General features: G+C 42.4%; 15 protein-coding genes. 7 read left to right on the top strand and 8 right to left on the bottom strand.

Annotation, left to right across the window (positions count from 1 at the left end; genetic code table 11):
- Positions 1 to 12: 12 nt before the first annotated feature.
- A complete protein-coding gene (locus ACA086_RS09545; protein ID WP_371003073.1) occupies positions 13 to 456 on the bottom strand; it encodes a DUF1569 domain-containing protein in 444 nt (147 codons plus the stop codon).
- Between the two features lie 62 nt (positions 457 to 518).
- On the opposite strand from ACA086_RS09545, the gene radC reads away from it, so the two are divergent.
- The 6 genes from radC to ACA086_RS09515 all read left to right on the top strand — a co-directional run bounded on the left by radC (position 519) and on the right by ACA086_RS09515 (position 6,132).
- Positions 519 to 1,217: a DNA repair protein RadC gene (gene radC / locus ACA086_RS09540; protein WP_371003072.1), complete on the top strand. Its 699-nt coding sequence runs from the start codon at positions 519 to 521 to the stop codon at positions 1,215 to 1,217.
- Between the two features lie 49 nt (positions 1,218 to 1,266).
- Entirely contained in the window at positions 1,267 to 2,514 is a 1,248-nt protein-coding gene (locus ACA086_RS09535; protein ID WP_371003071.1) for a polysaccharide deacetylase family protein, read from the top strand.
- Positions 2,507 to 3,196, top strand: coding sequence for a YjjG family noncanonical pyrimidine nucleotidase (locus tag ACA086_RS09530; RefSeq protein WP_371003070.1), 690 nt, complete (start codon positions 2,507 to 2,509; stop codon positions 3,194 to 3,196). Before ACA086_RS09535 ends, ACA086_RS09530 begins: the two co-directional genes overlap by 8 nt.
- A gap of 63 nt (positions 3,197 to 3,259) precedes the next feature.
- Positions 3,260 to 3,802, top strand: coding sequence for a hypothetical protein (locus ACA086_RS09525; protein WP_371003069.1), 543 nt, complete (start codon positions 3,260 to 3,262; stop codon positions 3,800 to 3,802).
- Positions 3,799 to 5,244, top strand: a complete 1,446-nt coding sequence (locus ACA086_RS09520; RefSeq protein ID WP_371003068.1) for a DUF5723 family protein — start codon at positions 3,799 to 3,801, stop codon at positions 5,242 to 5,244. The genes ACA086_RS09525 and ACA086_RS09520 overlap by 4 nt, the downstream gene beginning before the upstream one ends.
- A 9-nt stretch (positions 5,245 to 5,253) precedes the next feature.
- Positions 5,254 to 6,132: a hypothetical protein gene (locus tag ACA086_RS09515; RefSeq protein ID WP_371003067.1), complete on the top strand. Its 879-nt coding sequence runs from the start codon at positions 5,254 to 5,256 to the stop codon at positions 6,130 to 6,132.
- Here ACA086_RS09515 and ACA086_RS09510 read toward each other — a convergent pair.
- Entirely contained in the window at positions 6,129 to 7,406 is a 1,278-nt protein-coding gene (locus tag ACA086_RS09510) for a replication-associated recombination protein A (protein ID WP_371003066.1), read from the bottom strand. The two genes, ACA086_RS09515 and ACA086_RS09510, sit on opposite strands and share 4 nt — an antisense overlap.
- A gap of 93 nt (positions 7,407 to 7,499) precedes the next feature.
- Between ACA086_RS09510 and ACA086_RS09505 the strand changes: the two genes are divergently transcribed.
- Positions 7,500 to 8,243: a rhomboid family intramembrane serine protease gene (locus ACA086_RS09505; protein ID WP_371003065.1), complete on the top strand. Its 744-nt coding sequence runs from the start codon at positions 7,500 to 7,502 to the stop codon at positions 8,241 to 8,243.
- Here the strand turns inward: ACA086_RS09505 and rlmB are convergent.
- From rlmB to ACA086_RS09475, 6 genes are all read right to left on the bottom strand, one after another.
- A complete protein-coding gene (gene rlmB / locus ACA086_RS09500) occupies positions 8,240 to 8,977 on the bottom strand; it encodes a 23S rRNA (guanosine(2251)-2'-O)-methyltransferase RlmB (RefSeq protein WP_371003064.1) in 738 nt (245 codons plus the stop codon). The two genes, ACA086_RS09505 and rlmB, sit on opposite strands and share 4 nt — an antisense overlap.
- Positions 8,978 to 9,049: 72 nt before the next feature.
- Positions 9,050 to 9,820, bottom strand: coding sequence for a hypothetical protein (locus ACA086_RS09495; protein ID WP_371003063.1), 771 nt, complete (start codon positions 9,818 to 9,820; stop codon positions 9,050 to 9,052).
- Positions 9,817 to 10,572: a hypothetical protein gene (locus ACA086_RS09490; protein WP_371003062.1), complete on the bottom strand. Its 756-nt coding sequence runs from the start codon at positions 10,570 to 10,572 to the stop codon at positions 9,817 to 9,819. Before ACA086_RS09490 ends, ACA086_RS09495 begins: the two co-directional genes overlap by 4 nt.
- 182 nt (positions 10,573 to 10,754) lie before the next feature.
- Positions 10,755 to 11,624 carry a hypothetical protein gene (locus tag ACA086_RS09485; RefSeq protein WP_371003061.1) on the bottom strand — a complete coding sequence of 290 codons (870 nt, stop codon included), beginning with the start codon at positions 11,622 to 11,624 and terminating at the stop codon, positions 10,755 to 10,757.
- Positions 11,625 to 11,641: 17 nt separating this feature from the next.
- The gene (locus tag ACA086_RS09480) at positions 11,642 to 13,294 is read right to left on the bottom strand and encodes a SusD/RagB family nutrient-binding outer membrane lipoprotein (RefSeq protein WP_371003060.1); all 1,653 of its coding nucleotides are present in this window, start codon (positions 13,292 to 13,294) and stop codon (positions 11,642 to 11,644) included.
- An 18-nt stretch (positions 13,295 to 13,312) separates the two neighbouring features.
- On the bottom strand, positions 13,313 to 16,549 hold the full coding sequence (locus tag ACA086_RS09475) for a SusC/RagA family TonB-linked outer membrane protein (RefSeq protein ID WP_369749080.1): 3,237 nt from the start codon (positions 16,547 to 16,549) through the stop codon (positions 13,313 to 13,315).
- Positions 16,550 to 16,928 lie beyond the last annotated feature (379 nt).

The following is a 16,928-nucleotide window of genomic DNA, read 5'->3' as shown; positions in this document are numbered from 1 at the left end:
ATTACAAGAAGGTCAGACACCAAATTGTCTGAGGTGATGATCTAGGTGTTTGTACTGCATCAAACCCCATTGTTCATGAGTAAGGCGCCCGAATAAGGGGTGAGGATTCCATGTTTTTCTGTTGTTCAGCTGGTGGAATTCAGTGATCAACGCCCGTAGTTTTTCTCTTTCAGTAGTAAAATCTTTTGCTTCAGTTGTTTTTGCAAAAGGGGAGGTGGGTAAATTTTTTCGCCACGGTGTGTCGTTATAGAGCGACTTTTTAAAAAACCATCTGACCAGCAGATTGCCTTTTTTTGAATTGGGTTTATTGGCAACAGCCACTTTTAACGGAACCTGACAATGCCATACCATCTGCCCAACAGTCATCTTTCCCCATTGTCCTCTGTCTGTAGCTTTTAATTGGTCTATCCTGTTCAGTATTTCCCTATAAACTTCACTGTCGAAAAGAGATTTCACAACTTGCTTTTTTATTGCACTGGGAAATGTACATTAAAAATATTAGTTGATTATCTTTAGACATGGAAAAAATGGCGGATTCATTCTCCATAAAATCGTGGGCCGACGACGACAAACCGCGGGAAAAATTAAGACAAAAGGGGAGGTCGGTACTCACAGACGCCGAACTTTTGGCAATTCTGATAGGCTCCGGTAGCCGAGAAGACAGTGCCGTTAGCCTTGCTAAAAAGATACTCAATAGTTCAAATGACAACCTTCATCAGTTGGGGAAGTTTTCTGTAGAACGCCTTATGAAATTTAAAGGAATAGGGGAGGCCAAAGCCGTAACTATTGCTGCAGCACTCGAAATAGGGAGAAGAAGAAGAGAATCGGGAAGTCATTCGCCAACCAAAATCAGGGGGAGTGCCGATGCATTTGCTGTACTAGAACCCATTATGGCCGAACTTGAACACGAAGAATTCTGGATACTTTATCTAAATAATGCCAATACTGTAATACACAGGGCTCAGCTTAGTAAAGGGGGGATTACGGGTACCCTGGTCGATGTAAGGCTCGTCTTAAAAAGGGCGCTGGAGCTCGGTGCTGTGGCCATAATCCTGGCCCACAACCACCCTTCCGGAGCTCTTGTTCCGAGCGAAGCAGACAGGGCCATAACAAAAAAATTAAAAGAAGCTGCGAAGGTACTCGATATAAGAGTCCTTGATCATCTGATCATCGCCGAGAAGTCCTTTTACAGCTTTGCAGACCAACAACTACTTTAATATGCTGTTGATCTACACCCATAAAATTACTCCGCGCTTCAGCTATATCATGAAACAGATATTTAAGCGGATGCTTCAGATTGAGGTTGGATATACTACCAAAATAGAAGATTTTATCAAACACTCAGGGCCAAAGATCACCTACACCAAACAGCCGCTACAAAATGAATTCTTTATTAAAAGCCATCCTTTGTTGTTTGAACAGGGTATTCGCAGTGTTGATATTACCATATCTCAATGGGATGAGGTACCCTGTTTTTTTCAGACAGGGGAAAGAAGTAATGTTCCTTTTGATATTTTCGCGGCGAGTTTTTATCTTTTGTCCCGTTATGAGGAATACTTTCCTCATGTTAAAGACCTTTTCGGCAGATTTCCTTTCAGGGAAAGCCTCGCCCATGAGCATAGTTTTCTAAAACGCCCCGTAGTTGATCTCTGGGCTCAGAAACTTCGCATTTTACTTCAGGAGCGATTCCCCGATTTGAAGGTCCCTGTAAGACAGGTGCGATATACTTCCGTTATTGACGTTCCAGTGTCCCACAGCTTTGGACACAGGGGATTTTTTCGCAGTGGAATAGGCTTGTTCCTCGATTTGTTCTCCCTGAAGTTCAGGAGGGTAGCACAAAGGATTATGGTCATTACCAGGCTGAGGAAAGATCCTTTTGATAACTTTTCTGATTTGATTGAGATTCATAAAAAACATGGGGTACCGGGGATGTTTTTCTTTCAATTTGCCCAATACTCGAGATACGATAAAAATATATCTACTGAAAACAACCACTTTCGGTATTTAATAAAATCGGTGGCTGATTACAATAAGGTTTCTCTGGCGGCATCGTATAGTTCTTTTACCAATTTTGATTTACTCAAGGATGAAAAGCTGAATTTGACTAATGTGATCAACAGGCCGGTGGATTATGTGCGGTTGCGCTACAACCGGGTCGACATTCCGGAAACCTACCGGAATCTGGTGGATGCCGAATTTACGGATGATTATTCCATGGGATATACCCATGAAACGGGATTCAAAGCAGGAACCTGCACCTCCTTTTACTTTTATGACATTCCCCTGGAAATACAACAACCGGTAAAGATCCATCCGTTTGCAGCGCATGATTATGCCTTGTTAAAGCTGGAGTCTGAGGAAGAAATATTTTCGGAATTAGACCGGTTACACCGGGAAGTAAAGAATGTCAATGGGCATTTTATCACTGTATTTTCTAACGAATTGCTTGGGACGGAACAAAAAGCAAACTGGCTCAAGTTATATTCAGAAATGATTGTCAGGTATTATGTATAGAGAAGTAGTGACTGATGTTTTCTTCGACCTCGACCATACGCTCTGGGATTTTGAAAAAAATTCTGCACTGACCTTCGAGAAAATATTTGAGGATCATGGTATCGATCTCGAGCTGGAGTTCTTCCTGAAAGAATATAGACCGGTCAATCTGGAATTCTGGAAATTATACAGGGAGAATAAAATTGAAAAAGGAGCTTTGCGTTATCAAAGGCTGCGTAAGGTCTTTGACAGGGTGAATTATGCTGTTGAGGATACTGTGATTAATAGCCTTGCTCATGCCTATATCGAACATCTTTCAACATATGGGCACTTACTGCCCTATACTCGTGAGATTCTTGATTATTTGAAACCGCGATATAAGATGCATATCATTACCAATGGGTTTGAAGAAGTACAGACGAAAAAGTTGTACAACGCAGGAATATCGGGATACTTTGATCAAATTATTAATTCAGAAATGGCAGGAGTTAAAAAGCCAAATCCAATAATATTTCAACTTGCCCTGGCCCGAACCATGGTACTTCCTCAGCATGCCGTTATGGTGGGAGATAACCTTGAAGCTGATATACTGGGTGCACGTGCAATGGGTTTACATACAATTCATCTTAATGTCCATGGCGATCCTCTTCACAAACATGGGGAAATCATTCACCATCTTAGTGAAATAAAATCTTTTTTATAAAGTTATATAGGGAAAGGAGGGCGTATCTCTTGTAAATTCCGATGCCTTTAACAGGGCCCTAAGATGCAGAAATTTAAATACTTCATATTGGTATTAGTGTTAGGTTTGACCTCCTGTGTGGAGGAGCAAAACTTCGATCAGTTTGACGACCTTGAGATCATTCCGACCATTGAAGCGAGCATTTTGTATGTGGAAAGTCCTGAAAGTGTAATTAATGACGCCAATGGTGCTATCTGGTATATTCAGACCTTTAATTTCGATGCTTTTAACGAGAGTTTTTTTGCGGATAACGTCTTGGATGGGGTAATGACTTATGAGCTTGAAAACACTACCAGTAAGGAGCTAGAGATTGTTTTTGAGTACCTCGATGAAGCCGGAAATGTCCTTGATACAGAATTTTTTTCACTCGATCCCGGCCCTGCATCAATAATAAGACGTGAGACCACCTATGGCACTCCGACAGGGCGAAGTTTAGATATTATCAGAAACACTTCGGCAGTTCGGGTAAGTGCCAGTAATCTGGGCGATACAACGAGTGTTTCATCTCTGCCAGACCCTATGGTTGTCTTCAGGTCTAGTGGTAAATTCAGGTTACAATTAAAATGAGATTCTGGGGACTCTTAATTATAGCTGCTCTCTGGGGTAGTGGCTCTCTTTTTAGCCAGAACAAGGAGTTACTCTACGATTTTACTGAGATACCACAGGCTATTTTATTGAATCCCGGGATGAACACCTCTTTTTCCTGGTATGCAGGAGTTCCTCTTGCATCCGGAATTTACGGCCAGGCCGGGACAAGCGGGATTACGGTGAATGATCTGTTTGCCAATGATGGGATTGATTTCAACATAAAAGTTCGTACACGTGCACTTAATGGCTTGTCAAAAAGGGATGAATTTGGAGCAACAGTACAATTAGACCTGCTTCACGGTGGATATAGAAGTAAGAAAAATCCAAGGCATTTTTATTCCTTTGGAGTGTATTTTGAATCGAGTACAATTCTTTACTGGCCACAGGATCTCGCTTATCTCGCCTTTGAGGGGAACGCAGATCAGCTGGGAAGAAGGTTTGATCTGGGGCACCTGAAGACCAGGGGTGAAGGACTTACGGTTTTTCATTTCGGCCTGAACAAAGAATTAAACCGAAGTCTTACCGTGGGTGCCAGAGCCAAGATATATTCCGGCATCTACGATTTCCATTCTTCAACGAATTCGGGTTATTTCGTAACCAATGAAGGTCAGAACAACCTTTTGGCTAATACCCTGGTAGCCGATATGCAATTGCGAACCTCGGGTGTAGAAGAGATAAGGGCTATCATAGATAACGAAGCAGCTGGTACCGTGGCGAATGTGATTACCAAAAGAGCCCTTCTTGGAGGGGACCTGGGTCTTGGGATTGATCTGGGTTTTACTTATCAACTCAATGAAAGAACAGTGGTGACGGGAAGCCTGCTCGATCTGGGATTTGTATATCATTCGGGAGACATCAAAGGATATTCCCTGCAGGGGAGTGCCACTACAGAAGGTATTGAAGTAATTCTGCCCGATGCCTTTGACGATGCCAATTCAGATTTCTGGCAGGATCTGGTCGATGAAATAGAAGCCCAATTACCCTTTGAGGATAACAATACAAGTTATATCACGTTCAGGCCCACTCAACTATACGGGTCGCTGAGATATAATTTTGGTGAACCTGTAAATGGTGATCTTGACTGTGATTGTGATATTGGGGTTACAGATGCTGATACGCGCTTTTCCTACCGAAATGCCCTGGGAGTGCAACTACATGCCATTAACAGACCCAGGGGGCCACAAGCAGCTCTTACAGCTTTTTATCTCCGTAGGATTGGAAATTTCCTTGGATTGAAAACAACCTATACCGTTGATAAATTTTCCATGACCAATATAGGACTAGGGATAAATTTTCAGGCAGGCCCCGTCAATTTTTATGTTCTGGGAAATAACCTCCTGGGATATCAGAACCTTGCCGACAGTCATTATGCGTCTTTTCAAATAGGATTTAATATCCTATCTTGGGGAACTAACCGATAGTTCCGATACATGAAAATTTACAGTACCGTTTTGCTTCTCTTTCTGGGGACCTTTTGCTTTGCGCAGTCTGTCATCAATAACTACAAATACGTCATTGTACCAAAACAATTCGAGAAATTTCGAAGTGAAAATCAGTATAAAACAAGTACGATGGTTAAGTTTTACCTTTCAAAACAAGGTATTAATGCTTTTTACGATGATGCTTTACCCCTGGAATTAGACTCGGATCGTTGTCTGGCGCTCTATACAAAACTGGATGAACAGTCGAACCTATTCTCCACTAAAGTAGCTATTGTATTTGAAGACTGTAAAGGGGAAGAGCAGTACCGTACCCAAATGGGCAGCAGTAAAACAAAAGAATATGTAAAAGCGTATCGGGAAGCCATATCTGAGGCCTTTAGTTCGCTGAGTAGTTTTCAATACGCCTATGCCGAATCAGAAAATAATTCTCCGGTTGTTCTGAATTTTAAGGACGATGTAAAAAAATTACCACCACCACCTCCGCCAGCCGTCGAACCCGAACCGGAGGCGGTTGAAGATACAGCTGAATCCACGCAAGAACAGCAGGATAAAGAAGAGTCGGCCTTACTGCCGATGCCTGAGGAACAAACGGAAGCAGTTACATTGCAGGACGCCGTTGCTGAGGTTGCTGAAAATGAACCGGTATTTTTAGGGACACTTTATGCCCAGAAAACCGAAACGGGCTTTCAATTGGTTGATACAACCCCAAGTATCCAGTTCTATTTAAATGAGACATCCCTTCCCAATGTATTTGTTGCGGAAAGGAAAGGGCAGACCGGCTTGTTGTTCCTGAGGGATGATATTTGGATATTTGAATTTTATCAGGGGGCAGACCGCATCCAGGAAGAATTGCAGATAAAGTTCTAGTACTGGTACTTATCTTTCCATCTTTGGTCCAGATAGTCTTTGATTGCCTTTTCACGTGAGTTGTCACCGGGGGAGTAAAAAACGGTGCCTGTTATAGCATCAGGCAGAAATTCTGCATCCACAAAGTTTTGTTGGTAATCGTGTGCGTATTTGTACTCTTTGCCATACCCGAGATCTTTCATGAGTCGGGTAGGGGCATTTCGCAGGTCTACAGGCACAGAGAGATCACCGTGCTGCCTTACGGCCTCTTGAGCTTTTTTTATGGCTGTATAACTGGAATTGCTCTTGGGGCTTGTCGCCAGATAAATAGCGCATTCACTCAATAGGATTCTTGCCTCAGGATAGCCTATGATTGTAACAGCCTGGAAAGTATTATTGGCGATAACCAGGGCAGTGGGATTTGCCAGGCCGATATCTTCAGAAGCGGAAATTAGCATTCGCCGGGCGATAAACTTTACGTCTTCGCCTCCCTCTATCATTCTTGCCAGCCAGTATACAGCTGCCTGTGGATCACTTCCCCTGATGGATTTTATAAAAGCGGATATAATGTCGTAATGCTGCTCTCCGGTTTTATCGTACAAAACAGTGTTCTTCTGCACTTTGTTCATCACCATTTCATTCGTAATGGTAATTTTCATGTCCGGCTCTGAAGAGACAACCAGTTCAAAAATATTCAGGAGTTTTCGTCCGTCACCTCCTGATAGTCTTAAGAGGGCTTCAGTTTCTTTTAGCTCAATATTTTTCTCTTTAAGGACACGATCTTCATCTATAGCCCTTTTTAATAAAATTTCGAGATCTTCTTTTCCAAAAGGGTTCAGTACGTATACCTGACATCGCGACAGCAAAGCGGGAATAACCTCAAAACTGGGATTTTCAGTGGTGGCTCCGATGAGGGTAATCCAGCCTTTTTCTACGGCACCCAGCAAAGAATCCTGCTGGGCTTTGCTAAACCGGTGAATCTCATCAATAAATAGGATGGGGTTTTTAGTAGTAAAGAGATTGCCTCTTTCCTTTGCCTTGTCAATGACTTCCCTGATATCCTTTACCCCGCTGTTGATCGCGCTCAAAGTGTAAAATGGCCTTTTACTCTCATTGGCGATGATCTGTGCCAGGGTTGTTTTTCCGGTACCGGGCGGACCCCAAAGCACAAGAGAAGGGATTGTTCCCTTCCTGATCTGATGTGTAAGAGATCCCTGCTCACCTACCAGATGGTGCTGACTAATATAGTCTTCCAGAGTCTTGGGCCTTACGCGTTCTGCCAGGGGTTCATTCATGACCTTAAAAGTACATTTTTTCTACGGATGACAAGAGGGCAGGAATTGGCAAAATGGTTCGAAATTTGTACTATTAGGGGAAAGATAACCCGATTGAAAGAAGAGACACATTTCAGGTATTCTAACGGGGTACTACTGGTGCCTATGATTGCGGTCCTGCTGATCTGGACGGTTTTCTGGCTGGAACTGCAATTCAACACTAACTGGAATGAATTTGGAATCTACCCCAGAACAGTTACCGGACTCCGGGGGATACTCTTTAGTCCTTTGTTGCATTCATCTGTTGAACATCTGTACAACAATACCCTGCCATTGGCTATTTTACTGGCCACACTCTTGTATTTCTACCGTAATATTTCCTTTAGATTTCTTTTCTGGGGATTGATTGCCACGGGAATTATCACCTGGGCGATTGGCCGACCTGCTTATCATATTGGGGCGAGTGGACTCATATATCTTCTGGCCAGTTTTATTTTCTTTAAGGGCATCTTTACCAAACATTACCGTTTGGTAGCTGTTTCTCTTGTCGTTTCCTTTATATATGGAAGTATGCTCTGGTATATATTCCCAATTAAGGAAGAGATTTCCTGGGAAGGGCACCTGGGCGGTTTCCTCGTGGGATTGCTGATGGCTGTCTTTTTAAAAGTGAGTCTGCCTCCTCCCGTAAAATACGCCTGGGAAAAGGAGGATTACAATGAAGAGGAGGACGAATTTCTAAAGCATTTCGATGAAGATGGAAATTTTATAGAAAATCTATCGGAGGAAGGGGAAGAGAATCTCAAAATCACTTACCACTATAAAAAGGCTAGGAAGGGTTCTGATAGTAAAAATGATTAACTCATTCTTTGCCTGACCACTTCAAATAAAAATATCCCACAGGCGACCGAAACATTCAATGAACCAATCTCTCCCATCAAGGGAAGTTTAGCCGTATGATCAGATTCTTTGAGAATAGAAGGGGAAATACCCGTGTCTTCAGCACCCATGATCACCGCAACGGCTCCTTTCAGATCCAGGGTGTATAACAAATTATTTGTTTTTTCAGTTGCAGCTACGACCATTACCCCCGATGCCTTTAGATAAAAGACAGCGTCTTTTATGTGGTCCGTTTTGGCAATGGGAATTTTAAAAACAGCCCCTGCTGAAGTTTTTACGGTATCTCCGGTGATTGGGGCAGCGCCTTTTTTCGGCATAATGATACCATCTACACCAGAACATTCTGCGGTTCTGATAATTGCTCCCAGGTTCCGAACGTCTGAAATTCCATCGAGTAAAAGGAAGAGCGGATCTTTTTTCTGCGCCAGGACCTTGTCGATTAAAGATTCCATGGTCTGGAAGGAAATAGGGGAGATTGTAGCCACAACTCCCTGGTGGTTATTCTGACTTAATTTATTGATCTTTTCCAGGGGTACAAAGGAAGCGGGAATACCCTCTTTACGTACGAGATTTTCCAATTCCCTTGAAAGATGGCCTTTCAGTCCTTTCTGAATATATACCTTGTCAATGGGTTCTTTAGACTCAATAGCCTCCATAACGGCTCTAATACCGTAAATCTGGGTGTTTTTAGACATAAGGCAAAGGTAGTGAACAATTACACTGAATAATGCGTGAAATCGGCTTAAAATAAGCCATAAAACAAGAGTTTACAACTCCGCTTCTTCCATATGGGAAATCGCTCTTATCAATTGTGTTTCTTCAGAGAGGTCGATCTTATTTTCTTTTAAATAAGCCTTCATCTTTTCTGCTGAGCTAGCATCTAGCTGTTTGAGGAATTTATTTTTCTTAAGGCTGATTTCCTTGATCTCACCGTCTTTTTTTTGTAGCAAATAAGAGCTGAAGGTGGTGAATTTGCTGGGAGTAGGATTTACCATTGAATTGGCAGCCGGTTTGGCCTCGGTATATTTCGATTCGAGATGTTTGTAGAGTTTAAAGGAGCTGCCGTTGTACAACCGGATAAGGTAGCCTTCTTTTTTTATCGTTTTATCGTTAATAAAAGGAAGATAAAAATATTCCTTGTCCCTTGTAGTAGAAGCAAGAACAACGTTGGGGTCCCTGATCAACGCCTGGTGTTTTTCTTCCGGAAGGTGAGTTCTTTTAAGTTCTATTTCATTAGAAAAAATGTTATACCTGTAATAGAATTCTCCCAGGTCTTCATCTTTATACCAAACATGTCCTTTTTTAAAATCAATTGTTTCATAGGGTGTTCCCACTTCGGCTCCAACATAGTGAGTTACCTTCCCGTCATCGTCACGAACAAGTTGGAATAGTTTCTGCATAGACGGGGTCCATCTTTGGTGGAAATTGGCAAATGGATCATTCTCCACACCTGCCATTTGGGGTGCGGCCTGGTCAACCAGTTGACCGCTCAGCACAAAGAATGATAAAAGAACTATGGGAAGGATTAAATCTTTCATGAGGAAGTGTCTATTGAATTGATATACTCAAAGGTACGAATCAGATCAGTTTCCTCGCTCAGATCAATTTTTTCTTCTTTAATAAATGAATTTACCTGGTCCCTGATTTCTTTATCGAGTATTTTCAAAAGGGCGCCTTTTTTCTGAGTGAGCTGATCAATCCGTTCAACCCCGGCTTTTTTGTAGTAGTATTCTACAAAATGGGCATATCTGCTGGGTATGGCCATCACCATGGAGTTGGCAGCAGCTTTACCTTCGCTGTATTTCACTGCAAGGCGGTGATAAAGAGTATATGAATCACCGGATGAGATAATAGAAAGGTATCCGTTCTTGGTTTCATTTTTTTTGTTGATATAGGTGGTAAACCTCAATTCACGGTTGCCGTATTTCACTCTGAGATCCTGATTGGCTAACAGGCGTTTGGGATTTTCTTCCTCAAGGTCTGTTTCCTTTATTTCAATCTCACTGTTTAATGCGTTGTATCGTACAAAGAAGTCGCCCACAAATTCTTCCCCAAAATACACTTTACTTTTAATGAAGTTTTCTGTGAGGTAAGGAGAACCTAGTATTTCCTCGCCTCCTTTAGTCTTTTCATTTACACGCAGGTTCATCATCACCAGGTTGAGCATGGGACTTCCTCCCTGGGCGGAATTAAATAGTCCGGTTTCACCTAATGGAGCAGCGCCGGTTACCTGAGAATATCCTGTAAAGGATAATATTGATACGAAAACTGCCAGGAATTTAAATTTCATAATTGATAAGTAATAATTTATACATTTAAGAAGTATCCCATGAGTTCTGTAAATAGCTTTGGAAATACATTCATTTTTAAAATTTTTCAAATGTAATAAAAAGAGTTTGGGAAATTCCCGACTAAGAATGAAAAAAGGCCATCTTATTAGGATGGCCTTTTCTGTTTTATATTATAATCCTTCTATGGACATATACTTAAACTACCGGTAAAGTCACCAATAAACGGACTAGGTCCATCTTCAAAGGCAATCTTGCCGTTTGGAGCGTACAATTGGTAAGTAACTTCCGAATCCCAGTCTCCTGAAACATATTCAAAAGTAACTGTTGTAGCTGTGTCAGGAATTGTAAATACCTCTGAGTTTGAGGCACCCTGAGCAGCAGAGATGGTATAATCTGTAGCTACACCATCAACTGTAACTCTAATAGAAGCACCGTTCCACCCATCACCAAAGGAATCCTGCATATCCAAAGTGTAATCACCAGGAACAGGACCTACAGGGATACATGCTACGACAACATCGTACTTATAAGGAGAACTGAAATAAGATCCCCCAAGAACGTTTTGATTACCATTTACATTGGTCCAGCTCGAGCCATCTGTAAGGTTTACTACAAATCGGTAGCTGAACACATCTCCTCCTGAATAATCTGTACCAACTCCTAAAAGGCTGGCCGACTCTGCAAGAGTAGTTGAGAATGTAAGTTCTGGAAGCCCCCGTGAACTAGTAGAGAATTCGCTTGCATCATAAGTGGCAATCAAAATCTCGGCTTTACTGTTGTCATTAGGATCTTCCTGGTTATCTGTAAATGAAGCATACAGATCAACTGAGGCTAACAAGTCTCCAAATTCTGAATCCTGCTCTTCTACGGTAACTGTAAAAACAGATTCCGGTACAAAGGCATTAAATGGATTACCTTCCTGGGTTCTTGTTCTCAACACCGCACCTACGGTGTAGTTTTCAAGTACCTGGTCCACTACTTTGTCATCCGTTTCACAGGAGACAAAGAAGACTGTGGACAACGCTAAAAGAAATACACTAACTTTTTTCATCGTAATTTTTTTTTAAATTAATTAGCAACTGGGAATGTTGGTGAGGAAGGATTAGTATCCCAGAACACCTGGTCTGTAACACCTGATTTCTGCGCTAAGGAAGAATTGGTGTTTGCAGCATTCGCCGGGTAGAAGAAGCTTCGGATAAATGCTCCTGGATTTGGCTCCAAATTAGGCTCCAAATTAGTAGGATATCCAGTTCTTCTATAAAAATTATATGCATCGTGACCGTTCCCTTTCAGGGCAACAAAGAATTGTTCGGCCATGATGTTCCATTTACCTTCATCATCTGCCGCGTCAAAGGCAGCATCGATGGAAGCGATAAAATCTGAAACGTCTGTCGCAGATGGCTCAAAGGAGAGATCCGCAGTGGCATCCAGGGAAGCAAAGGTCTGTACTTTCATAATAGACTTGTCTATCCCGGCAAGGATAAAAGGTTTTCCTGCGGCCGGACTTCCATTCATCGCAAGTTCTGCTCTCCAGAAATCGACTGTTGAGGCAAGGATAACAGGAGTAATACCTGCTCCGCCACCCCCAGTACCTAAACTGGTTTCTCCAAAACTGTTGTCGTCAAACTGACCTCCTTGTGGATAAACTCCAACGGCAGTCCTCAATAAACCATCTGGTGGAATACCAGAATCATTACCATGATTTCTACCCCAGTATCCGTTGTCTAAAGTACAGAATGGGAACCCACCTGCAGTATACTGAGCAGGAGGTGATTGTAGGGAGCAATCCAGTGTTTCTTCATTCGGTGCAACAGGATCACCATCGATATCGTTAGATCCCGGAGTACCTTCGTTTTGGCGATAATAATAGTATCTGATCCTTGGATCATCAGAGGTATCCATCAGGTTCATCATCCAGATTGAAGCATAATCACCACCACCTGTTACAGTATAGTTCTGTGCGTAATTAGGATGTCTTGTATCAGGCTGTACCTGGTTAGACCCCCACTGGAACTGCCAGTCATCATCTGTTGAAGCGATATAGTTTCCTCCGGAGATAATGCTGTTAAAAGCTGAAGTATTTCCAAGATTAAGGTGTAACCTCAATTTCAATGTATTTGCAGCTTTTACCCATGCATCCCAGTCACCGTCATAATAGAAATCAATAGCCGGATCAGCTAAAGCATTGGAATTAAAATTAGCTATTGCCTGATCTGTAAGAGCCAAAGCGGCTGTATAGATGTCAGTACCACTATCAGGAGCAGGATTAAGATTATCGGCCCCACCTATGGCTTCTGAGTAAGGAACATCTCCAAAGTAATCTACAAGCAGGGTCATCGTATATGCCTCGATCAACTGAGCGATGGCAACATGATGTGTCAGACCTGCTTCTTGCGCGATTGGCGTAAGATCTCTGGCGTTCTTGATAACTTCCTGGTAAGCATCTTCCCAGCTAACGTCAAAGCCAGACGGAGAATACGCATTCTGGTAGTTTCTGCTACCCATCCATTCGATACGGGTTACCTCAGCACCTGTTTCACCCAGGGACTCTACCACTCGGGCAAACCTTACCTGAACTTCATTGAGGTAGAAGTCGGGATCAGCCTGAGCAGGTGTCAGAGCATTGGGATTTTCGGTAAGGTCCAGATTGGAGGTTTCGCATCCTGTGAAAAGGACTCCACCCAACAGACCAATACTTAAATATTTAAATATGTTTTTCATGATCAATTTTTATTTTAATTAAAATGAAGCTTTAACACTGAATCCGTATCTTCTTGAACTAGGTCCATTAAGATAATCAAATCCTCTACCATTTCCAATACCGATACCGGCTACGTTGGGATCAAAATTTGTTCCCTTGGGAATGTTAATGGCTTCGTACCACATGTTGAATCCTGAAACAGTAAAGCTCAAGGAACCAAATGGTGTTTTATCCAGGAACTTAGCAGGCACACTATAGCCTAAAGAAACTTCCTGTAACCTTACGGTTGATGCGTCAAAGACTCCTAATTCATCAGGTCCGAATAAAACGTTGTTGAAGTAGAACGTTGAGTTGTTAATCTGAACATCGTTAGGTGTTCCGTCACCCTTCACACCTGGAAGGATAAAGGTATTTAAACGATCTACAACATCTGTGGTCAATCCCCTTCCGATTAATACGGATGCGGTTCTTGAATAAATATCTCCTCCATGTGTATAGTTGAACAAGAAATTAAAATTGAAGTTCTTGTAACTAAAGCTGTTTCCAACGTTTAGTACCCAGTCTGGGTTAGGATCTCCGATTTCAAACAATCCTTCTTCTTCGATATAGTCACCGGCGGCATTTACCACAAAATTATCATTGTCATCCCTTTGGATACGGGTACCTACCATTATTCCTAACGGATCTCCAACCCTTGCAGCATTACCTAAATTGGTAAATCCTGCGTACACAACGATATCAGTATCAAGACCAAGGTCGGTTACCTCTGATTCGTTAAAGAACCAGTTTGAATTCAGGCTCCAGTTTAAGCCTCCCGGCTCACTAGATCTGAAGATATCCAGGGTAGCGTCAACTTCCGTTCCCCATGACTTGATCTCACCCACGTTTGTTTGTGTAGTTGTATAACCAGTCGACGGGTCAAGTGGACGGTCGATAATAAGATCCTCTGTGATCCTTGAATAATAAGAAGCATCTAATGTAAGTCTGCTGTCAAAAAGTCTGGCTTCAATACCAAATTCTAATTCCTGCAGAAGTTCAGGCTTCAGGTTAGGATTACCCAACAAGTTAGCACTTACGTTGGTCACGGTATTGTTTCCGTCTCCATCCTGGAAGTTCTGTGTATCGAGGATCAGCGTGGAAGCTACCGGATACCCTGTTGGGAAGTTAGCCGATGTTCCGTAACCTGCTCTAAGCTTCATGTAGTTAACTCCGTTAGGACTTTGCAATCCTGGGATAAACTTGGTAGGAATAAGCGAAATACTAGCACTGGGGTAGAAGATCGCTCTGTTGTCCTGGGCAAGGTTAGATACCCAGTCATTCCTTCCTGCAAGCGTAAGATAGACCATACGATCGTAGTCGAAGTCTAACTGTCCGTAAACCCCTGCAATGTTTCTTTCTTGTAGAAACTGGATGGGTTCGAACAGGGAGAAGTTGAAATGTCTCAGTACTCCGAATACCTGCTGTCCAGAAGAAGCTACACCATTCTGATCGAATTTCTCGCTTCTTGTAGTAGCACCAGCGTTAAAGCTGAACCCAACTTTCTCTGAGATCTCGTACTGACCTGTAAGGATCAGGTTGTGATCAAAAAGGGTGTTAGTGTTGTTCCAGGTCTGGAGGATACCACTCTGTGTAGCAACGCTACCTCCGATACCACCTTTATTCTGAGACGTAATATTATTTTCACTGTAGACATCCAAACCAAAACGGTAAGTCAGGTTAAGGTTGTCATTGATATCATAAACAAGGGCCATATTTCCGAAAACCCTTTTGGTATCCTGCTCAGTCTTGGAGTTTTTAACGGTCCAAAGCGGATGCTGGATACTGTTGTTCTGACGATAGTATACACTGGAACCGTCAACAGGGCTCTCAAAAGGTAGTCCCTGAATGTCCACACTCCTTGGCGTATAGAATACGTTGGCGAAGACTGAAGAACCTGTACCGAAAACACTGTTACCTGTACTTGCAGCAACCGGTGGCGACTGGAAGTTAGTATTTGCAAAGTTCAGTGTACCTGAAGCAGTGATCTTATTGGAAAGCACTGCTCTACCACCAAGACCTACTGTATATCTTCTCAGGTTGTTACCTGGTGTAAATCCTTGATCGTCCAGGTGACCGAAGTTCATGTTGTAACTCATGCTTCCGTCATCGGAAGAACCGTTTACGTTTACAGAGTTTGTCTGAACAACTCCTTGCTTAAAGAATTTCTCTACACTGTCATAAGGTCTCCAAGGGTATCTGGCTCCCTGAAATTCCGGGAATGCAGCCTGGATAGCTGAAGTAGAAGTAGAGTATGGGTGAGCAAGAGTTCCTGCATCATCGATGGCCGACTGAGTTCCCCAGCCTGCTACTCCGTCTCTGTCGAAACTTGGTCCCCAGTTACTGAAGAACCAACCGAAAGCCTGGTCGAATCCGTTACCGAATTCATCCTGGTAATCAGGAAGGGAAGCAATCTCGTTGATAAAGATCGAGCTGCTCACTGTTACTTCGTTTTTCTTGGCCTGTCCTGTTCCGGCAGCACCGTTCTTGGTAGTAATGAGGATTACCCCGTTACGTCCGGCAGTACCGTAAAGTGTGGCAGCAGCCAAACCTTTTAATACGTTTACACTCTCTATGTTGTTGGGATCCAAATCCAGGAACCTACTGGAACCGTTGTTTCCATCAACGAAGCTGTTACCTTGTCCGTTTTGTGTTTGTCCGTTAGTACCACTGTCAAAAGGTACCCCGTCAACGATAAACAATGGCTGGTTACTACCACTAAAGGTACTGAGACCCCTGATGATAATACTGGTACCAGATCCGGAAAGACCACTCTGGGCCTGAATATTAACCCCGGAAGCCTTACCTGTTAAGATACGACCGACATCACCCTCGGCACGTTGCTCAAGTAGTTCATCACCTACTTCAGAAACCGCATACCCCAGGGCTTGCTTCTCTTTCTTAATACCCTGAGCAGTTACTACTACCTCTTCCAGTGCCTGAGCATCTTCCTGCATCTGCACATTGATAGTGTTGCTCGCTCCAATAGTAACCCGTACATCTCTTTGACCGATGTAACTGAAAAGAAGTGTCTGACCTGCACTACCTCTAATAGAGTAATTTCCGTCGAAATCGGTTTGAGTACCTGAGGTACTTCCTTCAACGACGATGTTTACTCCTGGAAGCGGAAGTCCGTCCTGGTCCGTCACGGTACCGGAGACCGTCTTCTCCTGCGCAAAAGTCAAATGCACAACAAACGCCAATAAAAGCGTCAAGATTCCATTTAAATTTGTTCTCATTTTAAAATTATTTGAATTAGCTAAGTGCGAAAATCACAATTCTATGTTAATAATCCAAACTTATTTTAATAAAACTTTAAGAGAATAATAGGGGTCTCCTGATTTTGAGAACAGTAAAAAGGGCAAATAGGAATTGGTTTTGTTAAAAAATTAATAAATCGAATCCGAATTCATGAGTTGAATTAGAAATGAATATTTAAGGATGTCTGATATTGTGCAGTTCGCAAATCCACTCTAAAAGGCTTAAAGATATTTTTATCGGGAATTATGTTCTAAAACTGTAAAAAATTTTTAAAATGAATTTCCTACATATATTAAGGTATAAACTATGGTGTAAATCAGTTTGGTTTTCAAAGGCAAAGACGACTCTGATTCTCAA

This window comes from Muriicola sp. E247, assembly GCF_041358175.1.
Taxonomy (GTDB): Bacteria; Bacteroidota; Bacteroidia; order Flavobacteriales; family Flavobacteriaceae; genus Muriicola.
The sequence above is the reverse complement of the archived record's forward strand: the minus strand, read 5'-3'. Positions and strand labels throughout refer to the sequence as shown.